The sequence below is a fragment of the Nocardioides humi genome, assembly GCF_006494775.1.
Classification (GTDB): Bacteria; Actinomycetota; Actinomycetes; order Propionibacteriales; family Nocardioidaceae; genus Nocardioides; species Nocardioides humi.
Genome location: NZ_CP041146.1, coordinates 3,839,592 through 3,857,512 on the forward strand (window position 1 = coordinate 3,839,592; position 17,921 = coordinate 3,857,512).

Genomic DNA, 17,921 nt, shown 5'->3' on the forward strand with positions numbered 1-17,921 from the left:
GCGCCGCGCCGCCGGCGGCGTCACGCGCCCCGGGCGGTGAGGCCGGCCCGCCGGGCGGTCCGGTTGATCCGCAGCACCATCGCGGCGGACGGGGTGACCGCTCCGGTGACGTACGTCGAGAGGCGGGACGGCGAGGTCCCCACGAGCGCCGCGAACTCCCGCTGGGTCAGGCCGGTCGTCCCGATGGCGCTGCGGATGTGGGACGCCACGGCGCGCCGCTCGTCCTCCTCCGTCAGCCGTCGGCACAGCTCGATCGCCGCCCGCATGCCGGCGGCCTCGACCGGATGGGTGGCCGGGTCGATCAGGGCGAGCTGGCCGACCGCCGTGCGCGACCACGGATCGGCCATCGCGGCGGCGACCAGCGCACGCCAGGTGGGCGCCGTGCCGTGGGTGAGCGCCTCGAGGACCTCGGCCGTCGTCCGGGCCACCAGCCGGACGGGTACGGCGTCCCCGGCCGTCAGGAGCCGGAGCACCGCGTCCGCACAGGCCCGGGCGTGCTCGGGGTCGTCACGGAGCGGGCTGTCCGGCGCCCACGCCCATCCCGCCGTCCGGCGCAGCAGCCGGGTCGTCAGCGTGCGCCGGTCGTCGTCGACCGGGCGGAGCACCTCCTCCTGCAGGCGCGCCACCTCGGCGGCGCCCAGCCGGCCGACCAGCCGGGCGAGGTCGCGCGCGTCGTCGACGTCGGCGTTGTCGTCGTGACGGGCGAGCGCGAGGGCGTTGGCCAGCACCGCCCGCTCGACGGCTGAGACGGTCCCCTGCATCCCCGGCCTGTCTGTCGCTCCGGGGGTGGCCACCAGTCGCGCACGGCACCTTCCCCCCGGAAATGCCGTGCGCTCGACGCACGCTAGACGAGAGCGCCGGGTACGACGCGGCCCGCCGCGGGAGCTCCCCGTGCGGCCGCGCGATTTGTCCCCCGAACGGGGGACACGGCGCCGGCGCCCGGCTGCGCGCCCGGCCAGCGGGTACGGCGCTGCCATGCCGAGCGTCGAGCGCACCGTGACCGTGCCGCGTCCCCTGGAGCGGGTGTGGGCCTACCTGACCGACTTCACCACCACGGAGGAGTGGGACCCGCCCACCGTGACCACGGTGCGCACCGGCGGCGACGGCGGCGTCGGCACGACGTACCGGAACGTCTCGACCTTCCTGGGCCACGAGACCGAGGTCGAGTACCGCGTCGTCGCGTTCGTCCCGCACGAGCTGTTCGAGCTGACCGGCTCGGGCTCCGGCGTCGACCTGCACGACACGCTGCGGTTCAGCGAGCAGGACGGCGCGACGTCGGTCACCTACCACGCGGAGATGACGCCGCACGGCGTCGCCAGGCTCGCATCGCCGCTGGTCAAGGGCGGCCTGGAGGTGCTGGGCACCCGGGTCGCCGCGAGCCTCGAGGAGCGACTGCTCCTCCTCTAGACCGCGTACCGGGCACCCCGTCCCCGAGACAGGTCACCGGCGACCGGGCAGACTCGTCCTGTGACCACGACCAGTGCGCCGCCGCACGAGGAGTCCGCGGAGGACCCCTCGGCGTTCGAGCGGGCGCTGGGGCAGTTCCTGCTGCACTACAAGTTCGGCCTCGACGAGATCCTCACCAAGATCAACATCCTGCGCGAGGAGCTGGCGTTCCGGGGCACCGGCAACCCGATCGAGCACGTCAGCTCGCGGCTGAAGTCGCCGGAGAGCCTGCGCGCCAAGGCCGCCCGGATCGGCTGCCCGCTCGAGCTCGACGCGATCGCCGGGCAGATCACCGACATCGCCGGGGTCCGGATCGTGTGCAGCTTCATCGCGGACGCCTACCAGGTGCTCGACATGCTGACGACCCAGCCCGATGTCACCGTGCGCACCATCAAGGACTACGTCGCGCAGCCCAAGCCCAACGGCTACCGCAGCCTGCACGCGATCGTCGAGATCCCCGTCTTCCTCTCCGACGCCGTCCGCACGGTCACCGTCGAGCTGCAGATCCGCACCGCCGCCATGGACTTCTGGGCCAGTGTCGAGCACAAGATCTACTACAAGTACGACAAGGACGTGCCGGCCGAGCTGGTCGAGGAGCTGTCCGCCGCCGCCCGGGTCGCCCACGAGCTCGACACCCGGATGGCCGAGCTGCACCGCATCGTCCACGGCTGACAGGACACTAGGCTCGGAGGGTGCATCACGACCTCGTCCTGATCGCCGGAGCCGGCCTGGCCATCAGCATCGCGGCGGCGGTGTTCGCCCGTCGTACCGGCGTGGCCGCACCGCTGCTCCTGGTCGCCCTCGGCATCGCCGCCAGCCTGCTCCCGGGTACGCCGACCCTCGAGGTCGACCCGGAGCTGATCCTGGCCGGCGTGCTGCCGCCGCTGCTCTACGCGTCCGCGGTGCAGCTGCCCGTGATCGACCTGCGGCGCAACCTGTCGCTGATCTCGTGGCTCTCGGTCGTGATGGTCATCGTGACCTCGGTCGTCGTGGGCCTCCTGGTGCACGCGGTGTTCCCCGCGATCCCGCTCGCCCTCGGCATCGCGCTGGGCGCGGTGGTGAGCCCGACGGACGCCGTCGCCGCGACCGCCGTCGGCCGGCGGCTCGGGCTGCCGCCGCGGCTGATGACGGTGCTGGAGGGGGAGAGCCTGGTCAACGACGCGTCCGCCCTGGTGGTGCTGCGTACGGCGATCGCCGCGGTCGGCGCCAGCAGCGCGTTCAGCCTCGGGGAGACCGCCGGCGACTTCGCGTGGGCGGTGGTCGGGGCCGGCCTGGTCGGCTGGGCGGTGGCCTGGGTGACGGTGCTGGTGCGGCAGCGGCTCGACGACCCGGTGCTCAACACCACGATCTCGTTCATCACGCCGTTCCTGGCGTACGTCCCCGCCGAGGAGTTGCACGCGTCGGGCGTGCTGGCGGTCGTCGTGGCCGGGCTGGTCACCGGGGCGATGGGGGCGCGGCGGTTCAGCGCACGCGACCGGCAGACGCAGACGACGACCTGGGCGACGATCAACTTCATCCTCGAGAGCGGGGTGTTCCTCGCCCTCGGCTACCAGCTGTCGAGCCTGGTCGAGGACGCCCGGGAGGAGACCAGCGCCGGCGAGGTCGTCGGCATGGTGAGCCTGGTGCTCGTGACCCTGGTCGTGCTCCGCCTCGTCGGCCTGGCCTGGCCCGCCCTGGTCGGCAGGCGGGGCGCCGGCGAGCGCGGCGACCGGACCCGGGAGCGGCTGGACCAGTTCGAGCAGAGGCTCGAGAGCCGGGAGCCGAAGGACGACCGGGAGGAGACCCGCCTGCAGTGGGCGCGCAAGCGGATCGCCCGGGCCAGCGCGGACGTCGCCTTCGAGGAGCGCGAGCCGATCACCGCCCGCGGCTACCTCGTGCTCGCCTGGGCCGGGATGCGCGGCGTCGTCACTCTCGCCGCGGCGCAGACCATCCCCAGCGACACCCCGCACCGCGACACCGTCGTCCTGGTGGCCTGCCTGGTCGCGATGCTCTCGCTGGCGCTGTTCGGCCTCACCCTGCCCGCCCTGATCCGGCGGATGGACTTCCCGAGCGTGGACCCCGCCGAGCGCCGCGACGACGTGCTCACCCTGATGCGGCAGATCGGCGAGGACGCGACCGACGCCCTCGGCCCCCTGGCGGAGCAGACGATCGACGGCGAGCCGCTCGATCCCGAGGTGGTGGCGGTGCTGAAGGACCGCTTCCTGCCGATGCTCCTGGCCGGCGTACGACGCGGCGCCGAGGGCAGGCCCGACCAGCGGGAGCAGGCGTTCATCATCCAGCGCCGCTACCTCGACGCCCTGCGCGACGGGCTGCTGCGCGAGCGCTCCGTGGGCGCCTTCAGCACGGAGCCTCTCCAAGCACGTCGAGGCGCTGCTCGACCGCGAGGAGCAGCGCCTCGGGTCGTCGTCCTGACCGAGGAGCCGGCCCAGGAGCCGGCCCCAGGGTTCCTCGAGGGGTCAGCCACCGGGTGACTTCCGGGGTGACAACCGGCCGAGCGCCTCGGCAGCGCGGGTCCGGACCCGCACAATCCGACCCATGTACAGCAGGCTCCCGATCGTCCGGCGCACCACGGAGTTCGACGCGCTCGTCGAGCACCGGCTCCAGCGGCTGCACCAGGAGATCGACGACGCCCGGTCCCGGCTGGCGGCGGAGCCCGAGATCGAGATCCTGACCCACCTGTGCGGGGTGCTCAGCGACCTCGGCGACACCCTGTCGCGGCGGGCGTGAGCGGATGACCGCCCTCCGTGTCCTGCTCCCCGCGGTGCTGCTGGCGCTGCTCGCACTCCTCGTCCCGGCCACCGCCCCCGCGCAGGCGGACCCCTACTCACCGGCCGTGCCGGCACAGTGCCGGGTCGCCGTGCCCACGACCGTCGCCGGCGACCGGGTGGTCGTCCGGGTCCGGGTGAGCGTCCCGGGCGACCTGTCGCCGGCGGGGACCGTGACGGTCGCGATCCGCGAGGCCGACGGGCGTCGTACCGTCTGGCGCACCACCGCCCGCCACACCGGCCGGCCGCTGACCCTGGAGGGCCCGCGCCTCGCCCGTGGCGCGTACGTCGCCCGCGCACGCTTCATCCCCGACAGCCCGGACCTGCTCGGCTGCCGCGACGAGACCGGCCTGGCGGTCGGCGCGGTCCCCGGCCCCGGCGGCGGCGCGCTGCCGGACACGGGTGGCCCGCCCCTGCTGGCGCTCCTCGCCGGCGTCGGGCTGGTCGCCGCCGGCGGCGGCCTCGTCGGCCGCGGCCGGCCGAGCTAGGGACACTAGGCCTGCGGCCCGTTCCGGATCCCCCGGGTGAGAGTTCGGGGGAGGTTGTCCGGGTTCCCGTGTCCCCCGGGCGCCTTCCTCGATATCCGTTGGTGCAGGGCAAGCTCCCCCTCTCTCCTCGGGAGGCGTCGCCGTGCCCTTTTCCAGCACCGAAAGCGGAAGGTCCCCCCGTGAAGAAACTGCTCCCCGGTCTCGCGCTGGCGCTCGTCGCCGGCACCGCGGCCGTCGTACCCACCGTGGCGCTGGCTCCGCCGGCGACCGCGGCGCCCGGTGATCCGGGCACCCCCTCCGACCCTGTGGTCCTCTTCGAGGAGGACTTCGAGAACGGCATGGCCGACGGCCAGGTCAAGGTCCTCGGCGACTACGTCGGCGCGAACGGCGAGACGTACACCGCCGAGGGTCAGTGGGCCGACCCGGCCACCCAGAACGGCTTCGTGCTCGACGGCACCTCGACCGACGCCGACCAGCAGGCCGTCGGCAACACCGGCGGCTACGCCCAGCTGCGCGGCCTGGCGGACTCGCTGGGTCAGTTCAACGGCAGCTCGCCGAGCAACCTGAACCACGCCGTCGCCGCCTACACCGCGGGCGACCCCGGCCCGGGCCTGGTCGAGTTCCGCACCGCGGCGCCGCTGCCGCTGAACGTGGACAACCGGTTCCTCACCTTCTCGGTCAACGTCGGCGTCACCAACTGCCACGCGGCCCACCCGCTGCTGCGGTTCTACCTCGACGACGGCACCACCGAGATCCCGGTGACCAACAACGCGATGGACCCGTGCCCCAACGGCAGCCGGGCGCTGGTCTCGGACGGCTCGGTGCTCTTCACCGGCTCCGAGCTCGGCATCGTGCTCCGCAACCAGCAGGGCAGCGGCTCCGGCAACGACCACGCCTTCGACGACATCAAGGTCCTCGACGCGACGCCGCAGCTGGACAAGGCGTTCAGCCGCGCCTCCTCGGCGCCGGCCGCCACCACGACGCTGACCTTCACGGTCACCAACACCTCCGAGCTCGCGGCCAAGGAGGGCTGGGCGTTCACCGACAGCCTGCCCGCCGGCATGGAGATCGCCCCGACCCCGAACTTCGTCACCGACTGCGCCAACGGCGCGATCACCGGCGGCGGCGCCGCCGGCGACACCACCGTCGCGCTGACCGGTGACCTGACCGCGGGCCAGGAGTACTGCACGCTGTCGATCGACGTCGCCACCCCGGGCGCCGCCGTCGGCGACACCTTCGCCAACGGTCCCGCGAACGTCGACCCCGCGGTCGGCATCAACCCGCCGGGCACCGCGACCCTCGAGATCGTCCCGCCGCAGCCGCTGATCCGCGACTGCGCCCAGCCGATCACCTTCGACACCGGCAACGAGGGCTGGCGCGTGGCGACCACCACCGGTGGCGTGACCGTCGTGACGCCCCCGGCCCCCTCCGGCTGGGATGCCACCGAGGGCAACCCCGGCGGTGCGCTGCGGACCAACGACCTCGACAGCAACTGGACCGAGTTCTGGTCCCCGGAGCTGCTGGCCAACGGCTACACCGATGACTACACCGACCTGATCGGCACGACGCTGCGGTTCGACTACCGCAACGACACCGGCATCGGCTACAACCTCTACCTCGGCCTGCGCGGCACCAACGGCGATACCGTCTGGTTCAATTTCACCCCGCAGATCGTGAACTCCCAGGCGCCCAACCGGGTCCGGGTCCTGCTGGACGCCGCCCTCGGCTACACCGGCTTCTCCGGCGCGACCGGCGTGGACCTCTCCTCGCCGGCGCCGAGCGCCACGCAGCTCGAGGACATCCTCGCCAGCCTCGACCGGTTCATCATCTCCGCGGAGGGCCGCACCGGTCCCGACATCACGTTCGTCGACAACTTCGGCGCCTCCTGCGACGACCTCGGCGACGCCCCGGCGTCGTACGGCACCGAGGGCGGCGAGGCCGCGGCCCACGGCATCGTCGGGTACGACGCCGCCGCGGGTACCGCCGACCTGATGCTCGGCAGCAGGGTCGACAGCGAGAGCGACGGCGCCCCGGGCGCCGCCGCCGACGGTGACGACCTGGCCGGCATCGACGACGAGGACGCCCTCACCGGAGCCGTCCTGGTGACGGCCGGCGAGGCGCCGAGCGTGGAGGTCGAGGTCACCAACGACACCAACGGGCCGGCGACGCTGGTCGGGTGGATCGACCTCGACGAGAACGGCACCTTCGACGCGGGCGAGCGGTCCGGTGTCGTCACGATCCCGGCCAACGCGGGGACGGGGAGCCACACGCTCACCTTCCCGGTCGCGACGGCGCTGAACGACGACACCTACCTGCGGCTGCGTCTCTTCGAGGGCGACGTGACCGGTCCGCAGCCGACGGGTGCGGCCGACGGCGGCGAGGTCGAGGACCACCTGGTCCAGGCGGAGCTGGCCGCGCTGGAGCTGGTGAAGACCAGCGCCCTCACCACGGACGGCGGTACGCCGGGCGTGGCCGACGTCGGCGACGTGATCACCTACACGTTCACCGTGTCGAACACCGGCAACGTGCCGGTCGACGACGTGTCGATCGACGACCCGCTGCCCGGCCTGAGCGCCGTCGCGCCGGCGTCGGCGGCCACCATCGCCCCGGGCGACGACGCCGTGTTCACGGCGACGTACACCGTCACCCAGGACGACGTCGACAACGGCGGCCAGATCGTCAACGCGGCCACCGCGAACGGCACCGGCCCGGACGGCCCGGTCACCTCGCCGGGCGGTCCGCCGACCACCACGACGACGCCGATCGTGGACGCGGACCCCGACGTACAGGTCGTGAAGTCGGCGGCCATCACCACCGACGAGGTCCCGCTGGGCAAGGCCGACGACGGCGACGTCATCACCTACACCTTCACCGCGACCAACCACGGTGCGGCGACGGCCTTCAACGTGTCGGTGGAAGACCCGCTGCCGGGCCTCGGCACGATCACCCCGGCGTCGGTGGCCTCGCTCGCCCCGGGCGCCTCGCAGGAGTTCACCGCGACGTACACCGTCACGGCCGACGACGTGAAGGCTGGCAAGATCGAGAACACCGCCTCGGTGGAGTCGACAGGACCGACCCGCGGCGGCGTGACCCCGCCGCCGGTGACGGTGTCGTCGAACACGGTCAACACCCCGACCGGTCCGCTCGGTGCTCCGTCGATCCTGACCAAGGCCGAGAAGAAGGTGGAGCTGAAGGTCGGCAAGGCGGGCCAGGCCAAGGCGGTCGCGCTGCGCGACTCCGTGACCGTCACCGGCCTCGTCGCCGGCGGCAACGCCCAGGGCACCGCCCTGCTGTACGGACCGGTCGCGAGCCCCTCGGCCGCGATGTGCACGCCGGAGAACCTCGCCGGCTCGGTGACCTTCACCCCGGTCGACGGCACCGTCGACACCCCGGCGGTGAAGGTGACGAAGCCGGGCTACTACACCTGGGTGGTCTCCACCGGCGCGGACCGTCGCAACCTCGCGGCCTCCCACGCCTGCGGCCTGCCGTCGGAGACGACGCTGGTCCACCGGCCCGAGGTCGGCAAGGTGAAGATCGAGACCGGCTTCTCCGGCACCGCCTCGTCCGTCCAGGGCCGCAAGGTCCGTCCCGCCCGGATCGCGATCCCGGCGCTCGGCATGAAGGCGAAGCTCGACACGGTCGGCGTGCGCAAGGGCTCGATGGTGATCCCGAACAACGTCGCCAAGGGCGGCTGGCTGCGCCAGTCCGCGCTGCCGGGCGACCTGGTCGGCTCGACCGTCATCGCCGGTCACGTCTCCGACCGGCACGACCGGCCCGGCGCGTTCGGCAAGCTCCGGAAGGCCAAGAAGGGGCAGGTCGTCAAGGTCCGCGCCGCCGACGGCACCGTGCAGAAGTACCGCATCGACCGCGTCTACACCCAGCCGCGGAAGAACGGCTTCAGCGGAGCCGCGACCAGCACCACCGGCGCGCACCAGCTCACGCTGGTGACCTGCACCGGCAAGGTGACCTACCGCAACGGCCGCTTCCACTACACGAAGAACCTCGTGGTGGTCGCCAGCCCGATCGGCTGATCCTGCGATGACGACGGAGCACCGGGGTGCCGGCAGCGATCCTGCCGGCCACCCCGGTGCTTCCCGTTTCCGCCCCGCGGCCGCGCCGGGTACGGCACGATGCGGTCATGGCGCCCGTCCCCCTGAGCGGCTCCGTCCCCCAGAGCGGCCGTGCTGACATGCGCGCCGGTGCGATCGTGCGACCCCGCCTGCTCGACCTGCTCGAGGTCGACCCGGCACCGGTCACGGTGCTGCAGGCGCCGTCCGGCTACGGCAAGACGACCCTGGTCCGGCAGTGGGCCGCCGGCCCGCGACCTCCGGAGGAGCGGCTGGTCTGGGTCGCGCTGAGCGCGGAGGTCGAGTCCGACCGCGCCTTCTGGACCACCGTCGTCGCCGCCGGCTGCCGGCTCGGGCACCTCTCACCGGAGCGGGCGGGCGTGGTCGCCGACGACGTCGACGCGCTCGACGACCCGGTCCCGGTGCTGCGCGACCTGCTGGCCGGCCGGGCGCCGGTGGTGCTCGTCGTCGACGCCTACGAGCACGCGCGCGGCGCCACCGACCAGGTGGACCGCGACATCCTGCGGCTGACCGCGGAGCTGCCCAACCTGCGGGTCGTCGTCACCACGAGGGCCGCGACGACGCTGGCGGACCCGGTGCACCAGGTGCGCGACGCCGTCCGCCTGATCGGGGAGCAGGACCTCGGCTTCACCCCCGAGGAGACCGCGCTGCTGTTCGCCGAGCACCTGCCCGACGACCTGGGCGCCGCCGCGGCCGACGTCCACCGCGACACCCGCGGCTACCCGCTGGCCATCCGGGCGGCCAGCCTGGCGCTGCGGGGGCGGTCGCGGCTGCCGGCCCGCGACTCCGCCGAGTGGCGGGCGATCGTCGCGCAGGACCTGAGCTCGCAGATGCACGACGCGGCGCTCTCCGAGTTCGTGCGCGACACCGCCGCCGCGCCGTACTTCGACCTCGAGCTCGCCCAGGCCCTCACCGGTCTCGAGGACGCCGGCCCGGTCGTGGACCGGCTGGAGTGGAACGGCTTCGGGCGCTGGGTCCCCTATCTCGCCGACCGTCCCGTCTTCCAGTACGTCGACTCGCTGCGGGAGGCCGTCCGGGGCGACCTGCGGGCCCACGACTCCGACCGGTACCGCCGCAGCGCCGGCACCGCCGCGACCTGGCTGCACGACCACGACGAGCACGAGCAGGCGCTCGAGCTGGCCGTCGACGCCGGACGCTACGAGCTGGCCAGCCGGATCTTCCGCAGCGTGCTGCTGAGCTCGCCGGAGAGCTACACGACCGACCACCTCGACCGGCAGCTCGCCCGGATCCCGCGGACCGTGCTGATGCGGCAGCCGGCCCTGGCGTTCGCCCGGGGCCTGGCGCTGCTCAGCAACCCGGCCACCCGCGGCGCGTCCGCGGAGTACTTCCTGCGCGCCGCGGAGCAGACCGGCGAGGACTGGCGCGGCCTCGACCGCGGCTCGTCCTTCTTCCAGCGCGTCGCCAAGTCGGCGAGCCTGCGGTTCATCGGCCGGTACGTCGAGGCCGCCGCCGCGGGCCGCTCGGCGCTCGACTTCTACGACGACATCGACATCGGCGACGACGACCGGCTGCTCGAGCTGCGGGCGATGGGCCTGCGCCAGCTGGGCTACTCGCTCTTCCAGGCCGGCGAGCTGGAGGACGCGCACGCCGTCGTGATCCGGGCGATCACGACCGCGACCCGGCCCTGGGCGCGCAACTACACGCTCGTCTACGGCCTCGGCCTGTCGGCGATCAGCGGCTGGGGGCGCGAGGCCGCCTACACCGCGCAGCTCATCGACCCCGCCGCCTGGCCCCGCGACCACGCCTACACCTACGTCAACGCGCTCGGCCGGATCGGCAACGCCATGCTGCGGCTCGACGCCTTCGACTTCGCCGGCGCCCTCGCGGAGTACGACGGCTGCGAGTCCTTCGTCCACACTGCCGAGTTCTGGCCGTTCCTCACCTGGACGCTGCTCCAGGCCCACCTCGGCCTCGGCGAGCCCGCGCCGGAGAGCCAGCGGATCGCCGACGCCCTGCAGGCCTCACCGCCACCGCCCGGCACGGGGGAGAACTTCGGCACCGCCGCCCTGCACGGCCTGCTCGCCATCGCCTGGCTCTCCCAGGGGCGCACCCGCGAGGCCGCCCAGCTGCTGCGCCGGCCGACCCGCTGGCCCGGCCAGCTCGCGCCCGCCCAGGTGCTGAGCCGGCTGACCGCCGGCGACGCGGCCGGCGCGCTCCACGTCGTCCCCCGTCTCGAGGCGGTGCCGGGCCACAGCATCCGCTCCCGCGCCAGCCTGCTGACCCTCGGTGCCGCGGCGGCGCTGCGGGCCGGGCACCCGGACGCGGCGGGGGCGCTGCTCGACCGCGCCGCATCCCTGTACGCCGAGCACGGCGCCCGGACCCACCTGCTGCACGTCCCGGGCAAGGACCTCGAGGCGCTGCGGGACCTCGCCCGGCACACCGGCCGCACCGCGGCGTCGGCGTACCTCGACGTCGACGTGGTCGGCACCATCGACCCCGGCGTCGAGGTGGTCCCGCTGACCGCGCAGGAGGTGACGGTGCTCCGCGCGTCGATCGACCACCCGCGCCGCAGCGACCTCGCCGCGGCCCTCCACCTCTCCCCGGAGACGGTGAAGTCGCACATGCGCAGCATCTACCGCAAGTGGGGGTGAGCTCCCGCGAGGCCGCCCTCGAACGGGGCCTCCGGCTCGGCCTCCTCGGTGACGATCCGACCGGGTGAACTGCCGGGTGAGAAGACCCCTCTGCGGCTGGTCTCCGACGCGGTGGCGCCAGCAGAATCGTCTCGGGCCTCCGGAGGGGGCCCATCCCCCCAGTGCGCGGCCCGGGCCCATCTCCCGGGCCGCGTCGTGGTTTTCCCGGGACGCGGGTCCCGCGCCGCGCGCCGGACTAGAACACGTTCTATGGTGAGCCCGTGACCGCCCCGCCCGCTCCCCGTGCCCAGCGTCGCGCCATCGTGACCGGCGCCGGGCCGGGCTCGATCGGCCGGGCCGTCGCCGACGCGCTCGTCGCCGACCGATGGGATGTCGTCGTCACCACCCGCACGGAGCGCCCCGAGAGCCATGCCTGGCATCCGCTCGATCTGGCCGACCGGTCCTCGGTCGCCGCGTTCGCCCAGTGGTACGCCGAGCGGTCGGACTGCTTCGACCTGCTGGTCAACAGCGCCGGCGTCCACCTCGACCTCGGCTCCCGCTGGAGGACCCCGCAGCTCGTCGACGGCCACGAGATCCACTGGCGCACCAACTACCTCGGCACAGTCCAGCTCACCGCCGCCCTGCTCCCTGCGCTGCTAAGGTCGCCGGCCCCCTGCGTCCTCCACGTCGTCTCGCAGCTGCACGAGCGCGGCACCACCGACCAGCTCCTCGGCCAGCCGGTGCGCTACGACTCCTGGGCGTCCTACGGGACCTCGAAGCTGGGTCTGGTCCATCATGCCGCTCTCCTCGCCCAGCGGTACGGCGACCGCGGGCTGCGTGCGCTCTCGGTGCATCCCGGTGCGGTGTCGACCAATATCGCGAACCGTGGCCTGGAGACCCGGCCGCTGCTGCGCCGGCTCCGCAACCTGGGCCGCCCGCTGGAGCGACGGATGCTCATGTCGCCCGCCGCCTCGGCCACGCACCTGGTCCGACTCGCCACCGATCCGGACGCGGAGTCGGGCTACTACCACAAGGGCCGCCGCGCGGCCCCTTCGGCCGCTGCCGAGGACCTTCAGGCCCGCGCCACCCTGGCCGCGGTCACCGAGGAGTGGCTGGCTGCACGCTGACAGCCCGGGCGAGCAGCTCGGCCAGGTGCAGCGGCCGGGCGTCGGGGGCGAGCTCGTCGAGCTGGGTGCGGCAGGAGAAGCCGTCGGCGAGGACCACCCGGCTGTCGTCGCCGGCGGAGGCGCGTACGGCGGGGAGCAGGTTCTGCTCCGCGACGGCGAGCGACACCTCGTAGTGCCCCTGCTCCACGCCGAAGTTGCCGGCCATGCCGCAGCAGCCGGCCAGCGCCTCGACCGTCGCGCCGGCCTGCTCCAGCAGCGCCTGGTCGGTGCGCCACCCCATCACGGCGTGGTGGTGGCAGTGCGGCTGCGCGACGACGCGCACCCCGGCCAGCGAGGGCGGCGTCCAGCCCGGGGTGCGGGAGAGCAGCTCGGCCAGCGTCGTCGTCGCCTCGGCCACGGCGGCGGCGTCCGGCCCGGGAACCAGCTCGCGCAGCTCGTGGCGCAGCACGGCGGTGCACGACGGCTCGACCCCGACGATCGGGACACCCGCCCGGGCGTCCCCGGCCAGCGCGTCGACCATCCCGCGCAGCCGGCGGGCGGCGCCGTCGAGCTGGCCGGTGCTGATCCACGGCAGGCCGCAGCACTCCTGCTGCCGGGTGATCCGCGGGTCGTACCCGGCCGACCGCAGCACCGCCACCGCCGCGTCGGCGACCTGGGGTGCGAAGTGGTTGGTGAACGAGTCGACGAAGAGCACGACCGGGGTGCCCGTCCCCACCGCTCCCGTGAAGGACCGCCGGAAGGTCCGCCGCGCGAACGCCGGCATCCGGCGCCGCGTGTCGACGCCCGCCGCCTTCAGCGCCATCTTCCGCAGGGGGCCGACGTCCATGGTGCGGTTCGCGAAGCCGGGCATCGCGGAGCCGAGCCGCGCCCACCGGGGCAGCCAGCCGACGGAGTAGTGCGAGCGCGGCCGCAGCTTGCGCCGGTAGGTCTGGTGCAGCACCTCGGCCTTGTACGACGCCATGTCGGTGCCGGTCGGGCAGTCCGACGCGCAGCCCTTGCAGGACAGGCACAGGTCGAGCGCCTCGTGCACCTCGGGCGAGCTCCAGGTCGTCGTACTCGTGCCGTTGACGATCTCCTGCAGCAGCCGCGCGCGACCGCGGGTGGAGTGGATCTCCTCCTTCGTCGCCTGGTACGACGGGCACATCACGCCGCCCGAGCCGCTGTTGTCGGCGCGGCACTTGCCCACCCCGGTGCAGCGGTGCACGGCCTGGCCGAAGTCGCCGCCGTCGGAGGAGTAGGCGAGCGCGAGACCCTTGGTCAGCCGGGCCGTCGAGGAGTAGCGCAGGTCGGCCGTGCTGGACGCGGGCTCGACCAGGATGCCGGGGTTGAGCAGGCCGGCCGGGTCGAAGACGTCCTTGACCGCGGCCATGAGCGAGAGCGCTGCGGGGGAGTACATCCGCGGCAGCAGGTCGCTGCGCGCCCGGCCGTCGCCGTGCTCGCCGGAGAGCGAGCCGCCGAGCGAGGTCACCAGGTCGGCGGCGTCGGTGAGGAACGCCCGGAACGCCTCCGGCCCGTCGGGCCGGTCGAACGGGAAGTCCATCCGCACGTGCAGGCAGCCCTCGCCGAAGTGCCCGAACGGCATCGCGGTCAGCTCGTGCGCGGCGAGCAGCTCCTCGAAGGAGGTGAGATAGGTGCCCAGCCGGTCCGGCGGTACGGCGGCGTCCTCCCAGCCCGCCCACGCCGGCCTCCCCGACGGCGCGCGCCCCGCGAGCCCGGCCCCGTCGGCCCGGATCTTCCAGAGCCGGTCGGCGGTGCCCGGGTCGTCGACCACCAGCGCCGAGACCCCGAGCCCGGCTCCGGCCAGCAGCTCCGCCCGGCGTCGTACGTCGTCGGGGTCGGCGCCCGACAGCTCGACGAACATCCAGGCGTCCCCCGCCGGCAGGTCCGGCACCGCCGAGGGCCCGCGCCGCTCCCGGATCACGTCGACGATGCGGCGGTCCAGGCCCTCGCACGCCGAGGGCTCGAAGGCGAGCACCTCCGGCGTCGCGAACCCGGCGGTCGGGAAGTCGGGGAAGCCGAGCACGACCATCACCGCGACCTCCGGCGCGCGGACCAGCCGGACTGTCGCCTCGGTGAGCACGGCGAGCGTGCCCTCGGAGCCGACCAGCGTGCGGGTCAGGTCGAAGCCGCGCTCGGGCACGAGGTGCTCCAGCGCCATGCCCGAGACGTGGCGGCCGAAGGTGCCGAACTCGGTGCGCGCCGTCGCCAGGTCGCCCGCGACCACGGCCCGCAGCCGGTCGAGCAGGTCGGACCCCGGAGCCTCGGCTACCGGCCTGCCGTCGGCGCCGTAGCCCGTCGTCAGCGGCGAGCCGTCGGCCAGCAGCGCCCGCACGCCCCGCACGTTGTGCGAGGTCCGGCCGTACGCCAGCGACCGCGCCCCGCACGCGTCGTTGCCGATCATCCCGCCGATGGTGCAGCGCGTGCTGGTGGAGGGGTCCGGCCCGAACCTGAGCCCGTACGGCGCCGCCGCCTGCTGCAGTACCGCCTGGACCACGCCCGGCTGCACCACCGCGCTCTCGGCCTCGGGATCCACCGACAGGACCCGGTCCATGTGCCGGCTGAAGTCGACGATCACGCCCCGCCCGATCGCGTTCCCCGCCACCGACGTACCCGCTCCCCGCGCGGTGACGCTCAGCCCCAGCTCGCGCGCCGCGCCCAGGGTCGCGGCCACCTCGTCGACCGAGCGCGGGAACACCACGGCCGCCGGCGGCACGCGGTAGAGCGAAGCGTCGGAGGAGTAGGCGGCGAGGACGGCCGCGTCGTCGCTGACGTCGCCGGCCCCGTGCCGCTGGATCTCGAGGGCGAGGCCGGACACGGGACGCAATCTATCGGGCGCGACGGGGAGCCGAGGCGGCACGGGTGGGGCTGGACACGCCCGGATGCGACGATCGTGACCTGGCAACGATTCGGCGAGAGGCAGGGAGGTGTCCGCGCACGACTGATGGTGAGCCTGCCGCCCGGGTGCGCCTGGGCAGTCTCCTCGCGGACGTCGGGCGCGAGGTCAACGCCGGATCAACCGGTTCTGACCTCGAGCTTGAGCGCGACCGGACGGCGTCCGAACCGATCCGCCTCGAGTGACCGCGCGACAAGCGGTCTGGAGGCTCCACCTGACGACAGACCGTTGCGGAGCTCGGCCACGGCGTCGTCGCGGCCGGGGTCGAGGTCGTCGACCCGTTCTCCTGAGCCTAGGCTCCTGAGACGTCACGACAACCAGTACCACGACCCAGGGGGCGCCATGCGGCTCGGCATGATCATCGACTACTCCGGCGGCTTCGCCGAGACCGTGGAGCTGCTCCAGGAGTACGAGCGCAACGGCCTCGACCTGATCGCGATGCCGGAGGCGTACTCCTTCGACGCGGTCAGCCAGCTGGGCTACATCGCCGCGAAGACCGAGCGGCTCGAGCTGATGTCGGCGATCTTCCAGATCTACACGCGCACCCCGTCGCTGACCGCGATGACCGCCGCGGGCCTGGACTTCGTCTCCGACGGCCGGTTCACGCTCGGCCTCGGCGCCAGCGGCCCCCAGGTCATCGAGGGCTTCCACGGCGTGAGGTACGACGCCCCGCTGGGCCGCACCCGCGAGGTGATCGAGATCTGCCGCCAGGTGTGGAAGCGGCAGCCGGTCGAGTTCGAGGGCAGGTACTACGACGTACCGCTCACGAAGGAGAAGGGCGGCTCCGGCCTCGGCAAGCCGCTCAAGCTCATCAACCACCCGGTGCGCAGCGACATCCCGATCTCGGTCGCCGCGCTGGGCCCGAAGAACGTCGCGCTCGTGGCCGAGCTCGCCAACGGCTGGCAGCCCCTGTTCTTCCACCCCGGCAAGGTCGACCTCGCGTGGGGACCCTCGCTGGAGGAGGGGTTCGCGAAGCGCGACGCGTCGCTCGGCGAGCTCGACATCCAGCTCCAGATCGCCTACCACCTCGGCGAGCCCTCGCCCGAGGCGCTGCAGGCGATCCGCAACCAGCTCGCCCTGTACGTCGGCGGGATGGGCGCGCGCGACAAGAACTTCTACAACCAGCTGGCCTGCCGCTACGGCTACGAGGCCGAGGCCGAGGAGATCCAGGACCTCTACCTCTCGGGAGCGAAGGCGGAGGCGGCTGCCGCCGTACCGCAGGAGCTGGTCGACGCCGTCACGCTGCTCGGCGACGAGGACGCGATCCGCCGCCAGGTCGGTGAGTTCCACGCCGCCGGCGTGCGCACCTTCCTGCTCAACCCGCTGGCCGCGACCGACGAGGAGAAGGTCGCGCAGGTACGCCGGCTCTCCGAGATCGTCGCGGAGGTCACGGCATGACGGAGCGACGGTTCACCGTCGGCCGCGACGGCGCCGTCGCCACGGTCGGCTTGGCCGGTCCCGGTGGCAAGGCGGTGATGGACGAGGCGTTCTTCGCCGAGCTGGCGCAGACCTTCGCCGAGCTCGACGCCGACGACGCCGTCCGGGCGGTCGTGCTCGCCGGCGCGGGCAAGCACTTCTCCTACGGACTCGACCTGGCCGCCGCCGCGCAGACCTTCGCCCCGCTGCGGGCCGCCACCCACGCCGGCGCCCGCCAGGAGCTGCTGGCGCTGATCCGGCGCTGGCAGGCCGCCCTCGACGTCGTCGCGAGCCTCCGCAAGCCCACGGTCGCCGCCGTCACCGGCTGGTGCATCGGCGGCGGCGTCGACCTCGCGGTCGCCTGCGACGTCCGGATCGCCTCCGCCGACGCGGTCTTCAGCGTCCGCGAGGCCAAGGTCGGGATCGTCGCCGACCTCGGCAGCCTCCAGCGCCTCGTCGGCGTCATCGGCGACGGCCACCTCCGCGAGCTCGCCCTCACCGGCGACGACGTCGACGCCGCCCGCGCCGCGCAGATCGGCCTGGTCAACCACGTCCACCCCACCGCCGAGGAGGCGCGCGCCGCCGCGGCCGAGCTCGCCGCCCGGATGGCCGCCAACTCCCCGCTGGTGCTGCGCGGCATCAAGGACGTCCTCGACGCCGAGCGCGGCCCTCGCGTCGAGGCCGGGCTGCGCTACACCGCCGTGTGGAACTCGGCCTTCCTGCTCAGCGACGACCTCGACGAGGCGATGCTGGCGTTCCTCGAGCGACGCCCGCCGGAGTTCACCGGCCGCTAGCGCCGGGTCGGGAGGCCCGCTTGGCGCGGGTGATCGCCGCGACCGCCCGGCCGTAGCGGATCGGTACGGCGCCGAGCGCGAGCGCGCGCTGCCGGGTCGGCTCGGTGACGTCGAAGTGCTCGGTCGCCGTACCGGCGTTCTGGATCCAGCGGGCCTCGATGCCGAGCCGCGCCGCGAAGTCCAGCAGCTCGCGGCGCCCGGCCTCGCCGGGCAGATCGGAGAGCAGGTGCGACCAGACGCCGTCGACCGGGCCGACCACGGCCTCCAGCTGCATGTCGTCGACGTACACGGTCACGGGGACAGCATGGCGCAC

The 17,921-nt window shown here is 73.8% G+C and carries 13 protein-coding genes; 10 read left to right on the plus strand and 3 right to left on the minus strand.

Going from position 1 to position 17,921, the window contains the following annotated elements:
• Positions 1 to 20: 20 nt before the first annotated feature.
• Positions 21 to 761, minus strand: a complete 741-nt coding sequence (locus FIV44_RS18715) for a helix-turn-helix domain-containing protein (protein ID WP_141005767.1) — start codon at positions 759 to 761, stop codon at positions 21 to 23.
• 214 nt (positions 762 to 975) lie between these two features.
• Here FIV44_RS18715 and FIV44_RS18720 point away from each other — a divergent pair, with 214 nt between their 5' ends.
• From FIV44_RS18720 to FIV44_RS18755, 8 genes are all read left to right on the plus strand, one after another.
• Complete coding sequence (locus tag FIV44_RS18720; RefSeq protein WP_141005768.1) at positions 976 to 1,407, plus strand: SRPBCC family protein; 432 nt, start codon at positions 976 to 978, stop codon at positions 1,405 to 1,407.
• A 60-nt stretch (positions 1,408 to 1,467) separates the two neighbouring features.
• A complete protein-coding gene (locus FIV44_RS18725) occupies positions 1,468 to 2,118 on the plus strand; it encodes a GTP pyrophosphokinase (protein ID WP_141005769.1) in 651 nt (216 codons plus the stop codon).
• Between the two features lie 20 nt (positions 2,119 to 2,138).
• Positions 2,139 to 3,917, plus strand: a complete 1,779-nt coding sequence (locus tag FIV44_RS18730) for a cation:proton antiporter (RefSeq protein WP_246086489.1) — start codon at positions 2,139 to 2,141, stop codon at positions 3,915 to 3,917.
• A 64-nt stretch (positions 3,918 to 3,981) separates the two neighbouring features.
• Positions 3,982 to 4,173, plus strand: a complete 192-nt coding sequence (locus FIV44_RS18735; RefSeq protein ID WP_141005770.1) for a hypothetical protein — start codon at positions 3,982 to 3,984, stop codon at positions 4,171 to 4,173.
• Positions 4,174 to 4,177: 4 nt separating this feature from the next.
• Positions 4,178 to 4,699 carry a hypothetical protein gene (locus FIV44_RS18740; protein ID WP_141005771.1) on the plus strand — a complete coding sequence of 174 codons (522 nt, stop codon included), beginning with the start codon at positions 4,178 to 4,180 and terminating at the stop codon, positions 4,697 to 4,699.
• A 179-nt stretch (positions 4,700 to 4,878) separates the two neighbouring features.
• Positions 4,879 to 8,730: a DUF7507 domain-containing protein gene (locus FIV44_RS18745; protein WP_141005772.1), complete on the plus strand. Its 3,852-nt coding sequence runs from the start codon at positions 4,879 to 4,881 to the stop codon at positions 8,728 to 8,730.
• Between the two features lie 107 nt (positions 8,731 to 8,837).
• Positions 8,838 to 11,399 carry a LuxR C-terminal-related transcriptional regulator gene (locus FIV44_RS18750; RefSeq protein WP_141005773.1) on the plus strand — a complete coding sequence of 854 codons (2,562 nt, stop codon included), beginning with the start codon at positions 8,838 to 8,840 and terminating at the stop codon, positions 11,397 to 11,399.
• Between the two features lie 260 nt (positions 11,400 to 11,659).
• Entirely contained in the window at positions 11,660 to 12,505 is an 846-nt protein-coding gene (locus tag FIV44_RS18755) for an SDR family NAD(P)-dependent oxidoreductase (protein ID WP_141005774.1), read from the plus strand.
• Here the strand turns inward: FIV44_RS18755 and FIV44_RS18760 are convergent.
• Complete coding sequence (locus tag FIV44_RS18760; protein WP_141005775.1) at positions 12,477 to 15,329, minus strand: FAD-binding and (Fe-S)-binding domain-containing protein; 2,853 nt, start codon at positions 15,327 to 15,329, stop codon at positions 12,477 to 12,479. The genes FIV44_RS18755 and FIV44_RS18760 overlap by 29 nt on opposite strands.
• A gap of 411 nt (positions 15,330 to 15,740) precedes the next feature.
• Here FIV44_RS18760 and FIV44_RS18765 point away from each other — a divergent pair, with 411 nt between their 5' ends.
• On the plus strand, positions 15,741 to 16,796 hold the full coding sequence (locus tag FIV44_RS18765; protein WP_141005776.1) for an LLM class F420-dependent oxidoreductase: 1,056 nt from the start codon (positions 15,741 to 15,743) through the stop codon (positions 16,794 to 16,796).
• Positions 16,793 to 17,608, plus strand: coding sequence for a crotonase/enoyl-CoA hydratase family protein (locus FIV44_RS18770; RefSeq protein ID WP_141005777.1), 816 nt, complete (start codon positions 16,793 to 16,795; stop codon positions 17,606 to 17,608). The genes FIV44_RS18765 and FIV44_RS18770 overlap by 4 nt, the downstream gene beginning before the upstream one ends.
• Here the strand turns inward: FIV44_RS18770 and FIV44_RS18775 are convergent.
• A complete protein-coding gene (locus FIV44_RS18775) occupies positions 17,595 to 17,903 on the minus strand; it encodes a DUF4031 domain-containing protein (protein WP_141005778.1) in 309 nt (102 codons plus the stop codon). The genes FIV44_RS18770 and FIV44_RS18775 overlap by 14 nt on opposite strands.
• Between the last annotated feature and the right edge of the window lie 18 nt (positions 17,904 to 17,921).

Excerpts from the sequence above, each read along its gene's own strand:
- FIV44_RS18740 (WP_141005771.1), top strand. The coding sequence starts at position 4,178 with ATGACCGCCCTCCGTGTCCTGCTCCCCGCGGTGCTGCTGGCGCTGCTC.
- FIV44_RS18770 (WP_141005777.1), top strand. The coding sequence starts at position 16,793 with ATGACGGAGCGACGGTTCACCGTCGGCCGCGACGGCGCCGTCGCCACG.
- FIV44_RS18750 (WP_141005773.1), top strand. The coding sequence starts at position 8,838 with ATGGCGCCCGTCCCCCTGAGCGGCTCCGTCCCCCAGAGCGGCCGTGCT.
- FIV44_RS18715 (WP_141005767.1), bottom strand. The coding sequence starts at position 761 with ATGCAGGGGACCGTCTCAGCCGTCGAGCGGGCGGTGCTGGCCAACGCC.
- FIV44_RS18765 (WP_141005776.1), top strand. The coding sequence starts at position 15,741 with ATGCGGCTCGGCATGATCATCGACTACTCCGGCGGCTTCGCCGAGACC.
- FIV44_RS18735 (WP_141005770.1), top strand. The coding sequence starts at position 3,982 with ATGTACAGCAGGCTCCCGATCGTCCGGCGCACCACGGAGTTCGACGCG.
- FIV44_RS18720 (WP_141005768.1), top strand. The coding sequence starts at position 976 with ATGCCGAGCGTCGAGCGCACCGTGACCGTGCCGCGTCCCCTGGAGCGG.